General features: G+C 65.5%; 10 protein-coding genes. 4 read left to right on the forward strand and 6 right to left on the reverse strand.

Annotated features, from left to right (window positions below; all coding sequences use genetic code 11):
- Nucleotides 1–214: 214 nt before the first annotated feature.
- The 3 genes from ACZYTC_RS18445 (at nucleotide 215) to ACZYTC_RS18455 (ending at nucleotide 2,953) form a co-directional block, all read left to right on the forward strand.
- Nucleotides 215–1,063 (forward strand): helix-turn-helix domain-containing protein, encoded by an 849-nt coding sequence (locus tag ACZYTC_RS18445; RefSeq protein ID WP_441772119.1) that lies wholly within the window; start codon nucleotides 215–217, stop codon nucleotides 1,061–1,063.
- A 246-nt stretch (nucleotides 1,064–1,309) separates the two neighbouring features.
- Nucleotides 1,310–1,771: a hypothetical protein gene (locus ACZYTC_RS18450; protein ID WP_434959041.1), complete on the forward strand. Its 462-nt coding sequence runs from the start codon at nucleotides 1,310–1,312 to the stop codon at nucleotides 1,769–1,771.
- A 222-nt stretch (nucleotides 1,772–1,993) separates the two neighbouring features.
- Nucleotides 1,994–2,953: an alpha/beta fold hydrolase gene (locus ACZYTC_RS18455; protein WP_434959040.1), complete on the forward strand. Its 960-nt coding sequence runs from the start codon at nucleotides 1,994–1,996 to the stop codon at nucleotides 2,951–2,953.
- 100 nt (nucleotides 2,954–3,053) lie between these two features.
- Here the strand turns inward: ACZYTC_RS18455 and hisN are convergent, their stop codons facing one another.
- The 6 genes from hisN to ACZYTC_RS18485 form a co-directional block, all read right to left on the reverse strand.
- Nucleotides 3,054–3,839, reverse strand: coding sequence for a histidinol-phosphatase (hisN, locus tag ACZYTC_RS18460; RefSeq protein ID WP_434959039.1), 786 nt, complete (start codon nucleotides 3,837–3,839; stop codon nucleotides 3,054–3,056).
- A gap of 370 nt (nucleotides 3,840–4,209) precedes the next feature.
- The gene (locus tag ACZYTC_RS18465; RefSeq protein ID WP_434959038.1) at nucleotides 4,210–4,518 is read right to left on the reverse strand and encodes a hypothetical protein; all 309 of its coding nucleotides are present in this window, start codon (nucleotides 4,516–4,518) and stop codon (nucleotides 4,210–4,212) included.
- A 117-nt stretch (nucleotides 4,519–4,635) separates the two neighbouring features.
- Nucleotides 4,636–8,100, reverse strand: a complete 3,465-nt coding sequence (locus ACZYTC_RS18470; RefSeq protein WP_488990261.1) for an ATP-binding protein — start codon at nucleotides 8,098–8,100, stop codon at nucleotides 4,636–4,638.
- Entirely contained in the window at nucleotides 8,097–9,353 is a 1,257-nt protein-coding gene (locus ACZYTC_RS18475) for a metallophosphoesterase family protein (RefSeq protein ID WP_488990262.1), read from the reverse strand. The genes ACZYTC_RS18470 and ACZYTC_RS18475 overlap by 4 nt, the downstream gene beginning before the upstream one ends.
- Before the next feature lie 63 nt (nucleotides 9,354–9,416).
- Complete coding sequence (locus tag ACZYTC_RS18480; RefSeq protein ID WP_454811738.1) at nucleotides 9,417–9,929, reverse strand: DUF1993 domain-containing protein; 513 nt, start codon at nucleotides 9,927–9,929, stop codon at nucleotides 9,417–9,419.
- A 178-nt stretch (nucleotides 9,930–10,107) separates the two neighbouring features.
- Nucleotides 10,108–11,037, reverse strand: a complete 930-nt coding sequence (locus ACZYTC_RS18485; RefSeq protein ID WP_434959034.1) for a glutaminase — start codon at nucleotides 11,035–11,037, stop codon at nucleotides 10,108–10,110.
- A gap of 488 nt (nucleotides 11,038–11,525) precedes the next feature.
- On the opposite strand from ACZYTC_RS18485, the gene ffh reads away from it, so the two are divergent.
- Nucleotides 11,526–13,082 carry a signal recognition particle protein gene (gene ffh / locus ACZYTC_RS18490; protein ID WP_434959033.1) on the forward strand — a complete coding sequence of 519 codons (1,557 nt, stop codon included), beginning with the start codon at nucleotides 11,526–11,528 and terminating at the stop codon, nucleotides 13,080–13,082.
- Nucleotides 13,083–13,134: the final 52 nt, after the last annotated feature.

Genomic DNA, 13,134 nt, shown 5'->3' on the forward strand with positions numbered 1-13,134 from the left:
AGCGACGGTCGGCCACTCGACCGCCTTCCGTCTCCGTCGCGCCTGAATCTCAGCCTTATGCATTCAAATCACTCCATAATTACAGTGATGATGCGGCGAAAGCCTAAATCACACAAGGATTGTGTTGTCGCATAACATTGACATTTGTAGTTTAATAATCTCCTGTGTAGATTGTTTCATCATTCGTTGATAATTATAAACATTCAGGGCAGAAATGGCACACCCTACCGCGGCTCAGAGCTTTCGCGACCGGCTCGAACGGGTCATTGGCCAGACCGGCCTGAACCAGGCGGGCTTCGCCCGCCATGTCGGCATCGATCGCTCCACCCTGTCGCAATTGCTGTCGGCGGAGAATGACCGCCTGCCGCGGGCCGAGACTTTGGCGGCTATCGCCAAGGGCTGCCGCATCTCGATCGACTGGCTGCTCGGCCTCAGCCAGCGCGAGCAGATCGGCGCCGAGCTGGTTGAAGCGGTGTTGACCATCGAGACCCAGGCCCATGCCCCCTTCAACGAGCGCTTCCTGCGTTGGCATGCCGAGGCGGCGGGCCGCAAATTGCGCACCGTGCCGATGAGCTTTCCCGACTTCCTGAAGACGGACGAGGTCATGCAGTTCGAATATGCGGTGGCGCTCGGCCCAGATTCGAACCCGGCCCTGGCCGAGCGGCGGCGGTTGACCATCGCCGCCATCCGCGATGGCGGCGAGATGGAGGCCTGTGTCTCCGTCCAGGCGCTGGAACTCTTCGCCAAGGGCCAGGCCCAATGGGAGGGCTTCGATAGCGCTGCCCGGAAGACCCAGTTCCACACCATGGCCAACCTGGTGGACGAACTCTATCCGACGCTGCGGCTCAATCTGTACGATCTTAGGCACACCTATTCGGCGCCCTTCACCATCTTCGGCAATTCCCGCGCCGCGGTCTATCTAGGACCGACCTACCTTGTCCTCAATGCCAGCGAACATATCCGCCTGCTGACACGCCGCTTCGATGACATCGTGCGCACCGCCACCGTGCAACCCCATGTCGCGGCCGCCTATCTGCGCGATCTCGGCGCCTCTCTCGACTGAGCAGGATCGGCACGGCGCGCGACCGGAACGCTCCAGCTCCACGCCTTGATGCGGCGCTGTTCAACAAGGAAAGTCCTGATTTGTCATAGCTTGGCTTGTTCCGGCTGTAACAAGGCTCACGCAAACTCGGATGAAGTTTAGGTGCGCCGTTCTCCATGCAAGATGAACGCCACGTGAACGAGCGCTTGCATCGTTGTTCACACAGTTCCGGTTATGGTGCCCGCAGATCTGGTCTGGAGAAGCTTCATGCCCTGCCGAACCCTTATCGGGGTGATTGCCGGTCTGGCCCTCCTGACCCTGGGCTTTCAGACCGATGTGAATGCCGCCTTCGCGCAAAACTCGTTGAATAATTACGCCCAGACGCCGCAGCAGGCACCGACGCTGGGAGCCAATCGAGGTCTTCCGCAGGCACCGAACGAGGTCGGCCGGGGGCCGGACGAGGCAGGGAATCCACGCCTGCTGCCGCCACGCGCCATCATTTCCAGCCTGGCCGGCCGGGGATACCGCAACGTCGTCATCAAACGCGTGCGGGGCGACAGCTACATCGCCGAAGCGGAGGGCTCGGAGGGCGGGCGCGTCCTCATCGTCATCGACGGCCATACCACCGAAATTACGGGACTGCGGCAATTGGGCTGGGCCCGGCCTCCCCGCCAATGGGACAATGACAGTTGGGTCCCGCCGCGTCCCTGGAGTGGTCCACGCTGGTAGGCTCGAGCCGAAACTCGATAGCTCGGCGTGCTCCGGAGCAGTCCGGCAGCCCGCCTGCGCTCCCGGCGCGGGCGGGCTCGTTATTTGACGCTGCCACCACAAAAGATGCTGGCGCAAATTACGGTCTCTGCGAGCGGCAATTCTCTCCAATTTTCGTTTCGACGCATTTTCTTGATCGAAAAGTCTGCCGACTTTTCTGGAAAATGCGTTAAGGAGCAGGTCATGCTCCAGCCCACCAGCGCGATGCGCCTTCACGGCAGCCCCGAGAATCCCTGTCCCGATGGCGCCATCCTCGAAGCGCTCACCACCCGGGACGGGATCAGCCTGCGCACGGTGCGCTGGCCTTCGCTGTCGCCGCATCCCAAGGGAACCGTCTGCCTGTTTCAGGGACGGTCGGAGTTCATCGAGAAATATTTCGAGGTGATCCGCGAATTGCGGGCCCGGGGCTTTGCCGTGGCAACCCTGGACTGGCGGGGGCAAGGCGGATCCGACCGCCTGCTGCGCGACGGGCGCCTAGGCCATATCGATGATTTCGCCGATTTCGGGCCAGATCTCGACGCCTTCATGCGCAAGATCGCACTGCCCGAATGCCCCGGCCCGTTCTACGCGCTGGCCCACTCGATGGGGGGCGCCATCCTGTTCGCCAATATGCCGCCCGGCTCGATCTGGTTCGACCGCCTCGTCGTCACCGCGCCCATGATCGAGATTGGCCGCAAGCCCCCAGGTGCCCGCTGGCTTGCACGTTTCCTCGGCGGGATCGGCCTGGGACGGCTGATCGTGCCGGGCTGGTCGACCCGCCCGGTCGGGCTCAAGCCTTTTGACGGCAATCCGGTGACTTCGGACAAGGCTCGCTATGAACGCGCCGCCCAAATCGCCCGCGACGCCCCTGAGCTTGCCATCGGCGGGCCGACGATCGGCTGGGTGCGCGCCGCTTTCCGGGTAATGGACCGGCTCGCCGATCCGCGTTTCGGGGCGGATTGGCGGATCCCTACCCTGATCATGCTGGCGGGCGACGACCATGTCGTCTCCTCGCCGGCAGCCCAGCATTTCGCCTCCAAGCTCTACGCCACCCGGACGTTGACCCTGCCCGGCTCGCGCCACGAGATCACCCAGGAGCGCGACGCCATCCGCGAAGCCTTCTGGGCCGCCTTCGACGCCTTCATTCCGGGCACTCAGGTGTGAGTCCTGGGAGCGCGGACACCTGTCCGCTCTTCTCCTGGCCGCAAATGCGGACATCGCCCCATGAACTTCATGGAGCTGTGATGTCCGCTCTGCGGGGCCGTCAGCCGGCCTGCAACAGGGAGAGCGCCGCCGCATGCACGCGAGCATCGCCCGCCGCGACGATCCGTCCGCCCGCCTGGGCAGGACCGCCGTCCCAGGTGGTGATGACGCCGCCGGCGCCTTCCACGATCGGGATCAGGGCCGTGATGTCATAGGGCTGCAGATTGGCCTCGATCACCAGATCGACCAGGCCCATCGCCAGCATGGCATAGGCGTAGCAATCGCCGCCATAGCGCGAGAGCTTCACCTTCTCTTCCACCACCGAGAACAACGCCCGATCGGGCTCGGCCATCAGGCGGGGACTGGTGGTGTAGAGCACGGCGTCGGCGAGGCCCGCGCAGGAGCGGGTGCGCATGGTGCGCTCGCCGCCCGGGCCGCGATATCGAGCCGAGCCGCCATCGCCCGAAAAGCGCTCGCGCGTGAAGGGCTGATGCATCATGCCGTAGCAGGGCTGGCCGTTGCGCAGCAGGCCGATCAGCGTGCCCCAGCCGACCATGCCGGAGATGAAGGATTTGGTGCCGTCGATCGGATCGAGCACCCAGACGAACTCGGCATCGAGGCGCTCGGAGCCATATTCCTCACCCATCACGCCATGGCTGGGAAACATCGCCCGGATCTTCTGGCGAATCACCGCCTCGGCGCCACGGTCCGCCTCGGTGACGGGATCGAAACTGCCGCCGCCGGACTTGTCTTCCGCCGCCAGGGCCGAACGGAAGAAAGGCAGGATCGTGGTGCCCGAAACATTGGCGAGTTCATCTACGAAGGCTTCGAAATCCACCGGTGCCATCTTTTTCTCCGCGCGGCCAGAGCGCTTGCTTGCGCCGGACTCCCTTAGAGTGTTTTGCGGCCCGGCGGAATCGCCGGGACTTGCAAAGGCACGTCAATGGGGAGCCGGAGCAAAGAGCGTTTCGATCTGAATGGGCCTTGCTCTAGAGTAGAACGTCGCCGGAGAAAACCGGTTTTTTACAGCATCGGGCCCGATTTCGGAATCGTGTCCGATGCTGTAAGTTCTTGCTATCACATCGTTTTTCCGAAAACCGGCACCCACTTTTCGAACGATACTCTCAAAATGAAAACCCCGCCTCTCGGCGGGGTTCCGGGGCCTCGCTGCCGACCGCTGATGCAGGCCGGTGCGAGGACGCTACCGTGAAATTCTGTTAGCGGCAGACGCGCACACGCTCGACGTGATAGCCGTAGTCGTACTGGTTCGGCACGCGCTGGCGCTCGAACCAGCAGCGGGGCTGCACATAGACCGGAGCGGGCTCTTCATAGTAGCCCTCGTCATAGTAGCGATCACGATTGGTCAGCGCACCGCCTAGGAGCAGGCCGCCAACGAGACCGGCCGCCGCACCGCCGGCAAAGGCGCCACCACGGCCGTAGCGAGCTTCGGCGGTGCCGGTCGTCGCCATCGAGGCACCGGCAACAGTGGCAACAACCAGGGCCGATGCGAGAATTTTCTTCAACATAATCAGTTCCTCACGTGGGGCGCTCCAGAAGCGCCACCATCGGTAGCTGCTTTGTGCCCTTGAACCTATGGGATGCATTTTAGGGGGTACAAGCTGAATGGACTATGAACGCTTCCGTCAGCTTTCGGACGGGTTTTGCGGGTCCAGCATGATGATGTCGACGGCCTGTCCCAGGCGTTCGCGGGCGATCTCTACCACATGGCGATGATGCGTAAACAGGATCTTCTGCAGCCCCGAGCCCTTGGCCGCCAACACCTGCAGCGCGGCGGCGACGCGCTCCTCATCGAAGGTCATCACCAAATCGTCGCCGATGAAGGGGGGCACCTCACGCCGCCCCGCCATGGCTTCGAGATGGGCAAGGCGAAGCGACAGATAGAGCTGATCCCGCGTGCCCTCGCTCAAGCCACCGATATCGGTGGTGCCGCCATCGGGCCGACGGGCGGCCAGGCGCAGCCTGTCGGCCTCGTCATAGAGCGTGGCGATACCGGAGAACCCGCCGGCGGTGATGGTAGCGAACAGGCCGCCGGCCCGCGCGATCAGCGGTCCCTGTTCGGAGCGTAGCTGGCGCTCCAGCCCCGCCTCCAGCAACAGGGAGGCCGTCTTCAGCACCAGATAGTCGCGGGTGATGCGGGCAAGGTCGGTGCGCGCGTCCTCCCGTGCCTGGGCCGCGCCGGCCGCGCCGGCTTCCCGCTCGATCGCCTCGCGCCGCCGCCGCAATTCCCCGAGGGCGAGGGCCGCCTGCTTGTCCGCTTCGATCAGGCCGTTGAGTTCGGCCTGCACGGCCTCGCTCTCGCCCGCGGCCTCGTCGATACCGATCTCGGCCGCTTCATGCCGCAACACTGCCTCCTCCAGGCCGTCGCCCTGTCCGCCCAGTTCGGCCCGCGCAGCGGCAAGCTCACGGCGGAGGCCGGCACGCAAGGCGAGGTCGGCGGCTAGCGCGGCAAGCGCGGCCGTCTCGCAGCCGGCCGTAGCGGCAAGGCCGGCCAAGGCATCGTCATGGCTACGCTGGGCCGCCTCGGCCTTGGTCAGCGCATCGCGATAGCGATCCAGGCTCTCCCGTGCAGTGCGACGACGGATCGCCGCGTCACGGGCCGCCGTCAGAGCCGTCATCAGGCCAAGAGCCGTCTCCGCCGGATCGCCGCTCGCCTCGGAGGGAAGCTTGTCGACCAGGCCCGCGGCGTGTTGCGCAAAGGTGGTCCGATCGTCGAGAATACTGGCGATCCGGTGATCGAGGCTGCCGAACTGGGCAAGCTTGCCCTGGACGGCGATCCAGAGTTCGCTCGCCTTGGCGGCCTCCTGGGGGCTCGCCTCGGGCGCCAGGCCGAGAACGGCGAGTGCGGCGGTCCAATCCGACTGGGTGGCGGCGCGCGCCGCCTCGGCCGCTTCCTGTGATTTTTCCGCCCGGGTCAGCTCGGCCTGGTTTGCTGCGAGCTGGTCGGCGAGTGAGCGGGCCTCGCGAGCCCCGAGTTCGAGTGCGGCAAGACCGTCCTCGATCAGCCGAATCAGGCTGGGCAGGCTCTGCGCCGGTGCGCCCGCAATGCCGATCTCGGCGGCGAGAGCCTCGAGCCCTGGCCGCTCACCGGCCAGACGCCGCCGGCTCCGCTCGATCCTGAGTTCGAGCTCCTGCAGTGCCTGGCGTTCCTCGCGCAGCCTTGCGAGCTCGGCCAGAAAGCGACGCATCACCGCCGGCGCCTCCGTCTTGCAGCCGAGCGACGCGAACAGCGCCTGCCAGGCCTGCCCCACCTTCTCGCTTTCCTGCAGACGCGCCGCGATCCCCACCTCAGCCCGCGCAAGGGCCGCGGCATCCCTGGCTCGCGTCCGGCGCGCCACTTCACGGCGAGCCAGATGCTCGGCCTGTGCCAGCCTGCGGTCAGCGAGTTGATCCACGGCGCCGACGATCTTGCGATAGGCCTTCGCCACAGCCTGCGAGGGCTCGGCGATTACAGCGTCGAACAAGGCATCGCGTTCCGACCGTTCGCGGGCCAGCAAGGCATCGTCGATCAGCCCGTCCTCGCCCCCGGTTTCGGCCAGGAGAGCGTCGGCTTCCGCTAGGGCTTCCCGCACCCGCCTGACTTCGGTTTCCTGCTCCCGGGCTGTGCTCTCCAGCGCCGCTAACGCCTGCTCGGCCTGGGTAATCTCTGCCTCGGACGGCTCGCGCCAGGCCCAGAGCCTGGGCTCATCAGCCACCGCCGGCGACAGCCGCGCCAGCCTGTCCTGCTGCAGCGCCCGGCGACGGGCCAATTCGCCTTCCTGCTCTTCGAGGGCGCCGGCTTCCGCCAGGGCCGGCTGCATGGCCTTCAGGCGTTGGCGCAGGGGGCCGGGATCGGAGCCCGCCCGGACGGAGGCCGTCTTGCGTTTCAGCCCGTCGATCGCTTCGCGCGCCCGCTCGGCGGCGCGCCGGCTTTCGCCGCCTTCGCGCTCGATCTCGCGCCGGCGCTCGGCCAGCACTCGGATGCGTTCGAGGGCGAGATCGTCCGGGCTCAACGCCGAGAGGGCAGCCCGGTCCTTCTGGCCGAGCCGCCGGGCCAGGTCGTCGAGGTCATCAGCGATTTGCCGCGCTTCCGCCTCCCGCCGCGGCAGATCCTGCATCGCCTTGGCCAGGGCGGCGCGCTCCTCATTGAGGGCCGTAATCGCCTCTCCCGCCGCCAGCAAATCATCATCGACGGCGATCGCGGCCAGGGCCCGCTCGGTATCACCAATCTCGCGCGCCAGGCGGGCCATGGCCTCGCGTCCGTTCTCGGCCCGGACCAGCGCCGCCTCGATCTCGGCGGCGAAGCCGTCGGGCAGATCCGGCCGGGTATCGAGAGCAGCCAGGGCCGCCTCGGCCTTGCCCATGCGCGCGAGCAAGGGGGCGACACGGCGGACGCGGTCGATACGGGCACGCCGGATTCCGGCCTGGCGCAATTGCTCGGCCAGGGTGCGGGCTCGCGCCTCACCGGCTTCGATCTCACCTTCGAGACTGCGCACGTCGTCGGCCCGCAGAGACTGCTCGCTCAGCGCCCGGCGGGCCTGATCGTACCGCTCCTGCGCCTCATAGAAGGCACGCTTGTTCGACTTGCGGGCTCCGAACAGCCCATCCGCCTCACCCTCCAGCCCGGCGCGAACCGAAACCAGGGTCTTCAGGCCGGAGGCCGCTGCAAACAGGCTTTCGCCCACCTCGCCCTCGGCCGCTAGCATCTGGCGGGCGCCCTCGCGCAGGCCGGCTTGGTCGAGCCCGAAGGCAGCCAGGAAGACCTCCCGCGAAATGCCGCTCAACAACTGTTCGAGCAACCCGTCGTCGAGCGGCGTGTCCTCGGCATCGGTGAGGGAATTCTTCAGCCGCTTGCGTCGCCAAAACCGCAAGGGTTCGCCATCAGCCCGTTGCAGCTCGGCGCCGACCTTCAAATCCTCGTAGCGATGCCTGAAATTGGCGGGGCTGCGCGGCTCGAAACCATAGAGCAGGTCGGTGATCGCCGACAGGGCCGAACTCTTGCCCGCCTCGTTCGGGCCATAGACGATGTGCAGATCGGCATCGGGACGAAAATCGAGACGCGTCCCGGTAAAGGGACCATAGCGATCGAGATCGAGGCGGGTGAGCTTCATGCCGCCTCTCCGGCACCGGCCTTGCCGCCCCGGCGCAGGCGCGCCAAGGCGACGGCGCGTGCCTCTTCCACCAGAGCCGTCCCGATCTCCTCGCCGCGCACGGCCTGGCGCACCTCGTCCGGCAATTTGGCCAGGATCTCCTCGACGACACCTGCAAAAGCCTCAGCGAAATCCGACTCGGCTTCGAGCCCGGCCAACAGGCCTTGCGGATCGGCAAAGCCGACAGTCTCGTCCATCGCGATCTGCGGCATCGTAGTCGAGAGTTCGATGCGCTCGATATAGAGGCGCTCGCTAACCCGATCGGCGGCGGCCTGGATCTCGGCTCGCAAATGCTGGCTGTCGGCGGCAAGTCCGTCATGAACAGGCGTTTCACCCGTCAGCGTCAGGCGCAGCGCCAGCGGGCGTTCGCCCGCTGCGGTAATTTCCTCCCGCAGGGCGGGCTCGACCCGTGCCAGCACCTCGGCGAGCGTCGTCGCCTCGTCGATCGCGATGCGGCGATGGCCCCAGCGCGCCTTGTCGAGCACCAGGGGGATGAGCGAAGCGACGGCGCCATCCTCGACCTCCACCAGCATGGCGCCTTTCGGCCCGCTTTCCCGCACATGACGGCCCTGGAGATTGCCAGGGAAGACGATAGGGGGATCGGTGGCGACGATTTCGGCCGCATGGATATGACCGAGGGCCCAGTAGTCGTAGTTGCGAGCCTTGAGATCGGCCAGGCTGCAGGGCGCATAGGAGGCGTGGCCAGCTCGGCCGTCGAGCGAGGTATGCAGAAGGCCGAGATTGAACCAGCCAGGCCGCGCAGGTGGAAAATCGCGCACGATATTATCGCTCAAGGAGCGCTCCGCGAAGCTGCGCCCATGCAGCGCGACTCTTAGCTCGGGCAGCTCCATGGTTTCGGCCTTGCGGGTGCTGAAGGAATGCACCAGGGGCGGCAACGTCACCTTGCGCGAGATCTGGCTTTCCGCGTCGTGATTGCCCTGGATCAGGTAGGTGCGAATGCCGGCCCGCGACAGACGCGCGAGCTGGCCGGCAAAGAACAGGCCGGTGTGGTAATCGCGCCAGTCGCCGTCATAGACGTCCCCCGAGATCACCAGAAAGGCCGCCTTGCGGGCCAGCACGTCGTCGATCAAGGCTTCGAACGCCTCGCGCGTCGCCCGAGCGAACAGTGCCGCCAGCTCGGGCTGGCGAGCCGTCAAGCCATGCATGGGGCTGTCGAGATGCAGATCGGCGGCGTGGACGAAGCGAAAGCGCATGAGCGCTTGTAGGATCGTTTCAGCCGCTTTGTCGAGGCAGCCCGCCTGGGCCCTCAGGCACCCTCAGTCGAACAGCGGGCCGAGATAGTCCTTCTTGCTGAGCTCAACGCCATTGGCACGCAAGATGGCGTAGGCCGTGGAGGCGTGGAAATAGAAGTTCGGCAGGGCATAGAAGTTGAGATAATCGTCCGGCTTCAGGTCGCGCTGTGTGCCGGCGATCTTCAGGCTGATCGTGCGCCCGCCGCCGGCCTCAACATCGGCCTGGGGGACGGAGCGGATGAATTCCAGCGTCCTTGCGATGCGCGAACGCAATTCGGCGAAGTCCTTCTCGTCATCGTTGAATTTCGGCGCCTCGACGCCGGAAAGCCGCGCCACGCACAACTTGGCGAAATCGCAGCTCGTGCTGACCTGCCGCGAAAGCGGCAGCATGTCGGCGGTGAGCCTGAGCCCGCACATCACCGCGGGATCGACCTTCTTGGCTTCGGCAAAGGCTGCTGCCTTGTCGAGAACCCCCGAGATAGCCCCCAGAGCGTGCACGAAAACCGGCACGGTGGCCTGGTAATATGAGAGCGACATGATTTCCTCCGCATCCGTCCAAAGCGTTTTGCGATTTGTTGGAATCACCAGGAATCGCAAAGACGCGTCGAAACAAAGAGTTGGAGCAAAGAAGCGTCTACGCCTAGACGTGCTTTGCTCTGGGTGTGGCCGGCCCCTTGTACTCGGCCGAGCCCGCCAAAGCTATGGTCCTTCGACCTCACGCCCCGAAGATCGACCAGCCCATGCGGCGAGTGAGGGCCTCCAGGGCGATGCGGCCGAGATGGGAATTGCCGTTGGCGTCGAGGCCTGGCGCCCAGACCGCGATCGAAGCCTTGCCGGGGGCCACGGCGAGGATGCCGCCGCCCACGCCGCTCTTGCCGGGCAGGCCGACGCGATAAGCAAATTCGCCCGAGCCATCATAATGGCCACAGGTCAGCATGATCGCATTGATGCGGTGGGCACGCTCGGCCTGGACCACACGGTGGCCGGTGGAAGGATTGCGGCCCTGCCAGGCGAGGAATCGCCCCGCCATCGCCAGTTGCCGGCAGGACATCGCGATGGCGCAATGATGGAAATAGACACCGAGCGTGTAGTCGACCGGATTGTCGAGCACGCCGAAGGATTTCATATAGTTCGCCAGGGCGGCGTTACGGAAGCCTGTGCGCTGTTCGGAGGCGGCCACCGCCTCGTCGATGGCGATCGAGGGATCGTCGGCGAGGAAGCGCATGAAATGCAGGATCTCGCCCAGGGCCTCGCGCGGCTGGTGGCCTGAGAGGATCAAATCGGTGACGGCGATGGCGCCGGCATTGATGAAGGGGTTGCGCGGAATGCCCCTCTCGTTCTCGAGCTGCACGATCGAGTTGAAGGCGCTGCCGGATGGCTCGCGTCCCACCCGGCGCCATAGCCGATCGCCGGCCTTGCCGAGGGCGAGGGTCAGGGTGAAGACCTTGGAGATGCTCTGGATCGAGAAAGCCATATCAGCATCGCCGCCGACATGCGCATTGCCGTCGGCATCGATGACGGCAATGCCGAAATGTTTGGGGTCGACGCGGGCAAGCTCAGGAATATAGGTCGCCACCTCGCCCCGGTCGCTGTAACAGGCCATCTCCTCGGCGATTTCGGTGACGATCTCATCAAGCTGGGGCAAGGCGGGTCTCGGGTTTCGATGGCGGTATCCTCCCTTACCGCAAATCGGCAGCGGTTTGGAAAGAGGTGACCTTTTTTGGTGGGGTGGTGTTTCATCCCTCATCCCCCTGCCGGGACCCAAGGCACTTTCATGGAAAGTGCCAGGTCCCGCACGGGGAGAAGGGTTTTTTGTGGGAGAGGTCGAGTTTGACTGAGCAGTTCCATGGTGCATCATACCGAGCCCGAATAGATCCCTTCTCCCCCTGCGGGAGAAGGTGGCGGCAGCCGGATGAGGGGTGAAACGCCGCCTTTCCTTGACTCCTGCGCCCGTATCCCCTATGTCCCGCATCGTTCTTACACAGTAAGACGCTCTTCCTGCCGACCATCCCGAGAGGATGGAGGCCAACGCCCGTCAGCGCGATGCGCCCACGGGCGTGTTTTGCGTTGTGCGTCTTGCCTTGAAAGACGATGGCTCCGATATCCGCATCGAAGCCAAACAGGAAAAGACGAATGTTCGATGGTCTCTCCGCACGTCTGTCCGACGTGCTCGACAAGCTCACCCGGCGTGGCGCCCTTACCGAGGCGGATGTCGGCGAAGCCATGCGCGAGATCCGCCGTGCGCTGATCGAGGCGGACGTCGCGCTCGACGTCGTGCGCTCCTTCATCGACAAGGTCCGCGCCCGCGCCGTCGGCGCCGAGGTGCTGAAGTCGGTGACTCCGGGACAGATGGTCGTCAAGATCGTCAACGACGTGCTGATCGAGACCCTCGGCGGCGACGGCCAGGCCATCGACCTGCAGGCTGTACCGCCGGTGCCGATCCTGATGGTCGGCCTGCAAGGCTCCGGCAAAACCACCACCACCGCCAAGATCGCCAAGCGCCTGACCGACCGGTTCGGCAAGAAGGTGCTGCTGGCCTCGCTCGATACCCGCCGTCCCGCCGCCATGGAGCAGCTTGCCGTGCTCGGCAAGCAGGTCGGCGTCGCCGTGCTGCCGATCGTCGCGGGCCAGTCCGCCGTGCAGATCGCCAAGCGCGCCATGGATGCCGCCCGCTTCGGCGGCTATGACGTCGTCATGCTCGACACCGCCGGCCGCACCACGGTCGACGAGGCCCTGATGGCCGAGGCCGCCGAGGTCAAGGCCGCCACCGAGCCGCATGAAGTGCTGCTGGTCGCCGATGCCCTCACCGGCCAGGATGCCGTCAACACCGCGCGCGCCTTCGACGAACGCCTCGGCATTACCGGCATCGTGCTGACGCGCCTCGATGGTGATGGCCGCGGCGGCGCCGCCCTCTCGATGCGTGCCGTCACCGGCAAGCCGATCAAGCTGGTCGGCACCGGCGAAAAGGTCGACGCACTCGACGACTTCCATCCCGCCCGCATCGCCAACCGCATCCTGGGCATGGGCGACATCGTCTCGCTGGTCGAGAAGGCCGCCGAGACGATCGACGCCGAAAAGGCCGCCAAGATCGCGGCCAAGATGCAGAAGGGTGCCTTCGATCTGGAGGATCTGCGCGACCAGCTGATCCAGATGGAGAAGATCGGCGGCATGTCCGGCGTGCTCGGCCTCCTGCCCGGCATGGGCAAGATCAAGGATCAGCTCGCCGGCGCCAATCTCGACGAGAAGGTGTTCAAGCGCCAGCGCGCCATCATCGACTCGATGACCCCCGAGGAGCGTCGCAAGCCGGAAATCCTCAAAGCCTCGCGCAAGCGTCGCATCGCCGCCGGCTCCGGCACCTCGCCCGAACAGATCAACCGCCTCCTGAAGATGCATATGCAGATGGCGGACATGATGAAGAAGATGGGCGGCGCCAAGAAGGGCGCGCTGGGCAAGATGGCCTCGATGTTCGGCCTGGGTGGCGGCATGCCGCAATTGCCGCCCGGCGCCATGGATGCCATCGCCAAGGGCCAGATGCCGCCGGGCATGCCCTCGGAAATGCCGAAACTGCCGCCCCAGATGCCGAATTTCGGCCCCGGTGGCCCCAAATTGCCAGGCTTCCCCGGGCTTGGCGGACCAAAATTGCCGGGCGGCCTGCCGCCGGGCTTCCCCTTCGGCGGCAAGAAGAAATAGCTGCCCGAAACCCCTTGAAGACCATCCTGCCCTTTAAGACACTTGCAAACGG

It is taken from the genome of Labrys sp. F242, from assembly GCF_057813875.1.

Excerpts from the sequence above, each read along its gene's own strand:
- hisN (WP_434959039.1), bottom strand. The coding sequence starts at position 3,839 with ATGGCACCGGTGGATTTCGAAGCCTTCGTAGATGAACTCGCCAATGTT.
- ACZYTC_RS18475 (WP_488990262.1), bottom strand. The coding sequence starts at position 9,353 with ATGCGCTTTCGCTTCGTCCACGCCGCCGATCTGCATCTCGACAGCCCC.
- ACZYTC_RS18480 (WP_454811738.1), bottom strand. The coding sequence starts at position 9,929 with ATGTCGCTCTCATATTACCAGGCCACCGTGCCGGTTTTCGTGCACGCT.
- ACZYTC_RS18450 (WP_434959041.1), top strand. The coding sequence starts at position 1,310 with ATGCCCTGCCGAACCCTTATCGGGGTGATTGCCGGTCTGGCCCTCCTG.
- ffh (WP_434959033.1), top strand. The coding sequence starts at position 11,526 with ATGTTCGATGGTCTCTCCGCACGTCTGTCCGACGTGCTCGACAAGCTC.
- ACZYTC_RS18465 (WP_434959038.1), bottom strand. The coding sequence starts at position 4,518 with ATGTTGAAGAAAATTCTCGCATCGGCCCTGGTTGTTGCCACTGTTGCC.
- ACZYTC_RS18470 (WP_488990261.1), bottom strand. The coding sequence starts at position 8,100 with ATGAAGCTCACCCGCCTCGATCTCGATCGCTATGGTCCCTTTACCGGG.
- ACZYTC_RS18445 (WP_441772119.1), top strand. The coding sequence starts at position 215 with ATGGCACACCCTACCGCGGCTCAGAGCTTTCGCGACCGGCTCGAACGG.
- ACZYTC_RS18455 (WP_434959040.1), top strand. The coding sequence starts at position 1,994 with ATGCTCCAGCCCACCAGCGCGATGCGCCTTCACGGCAGCCCCGAGAAT.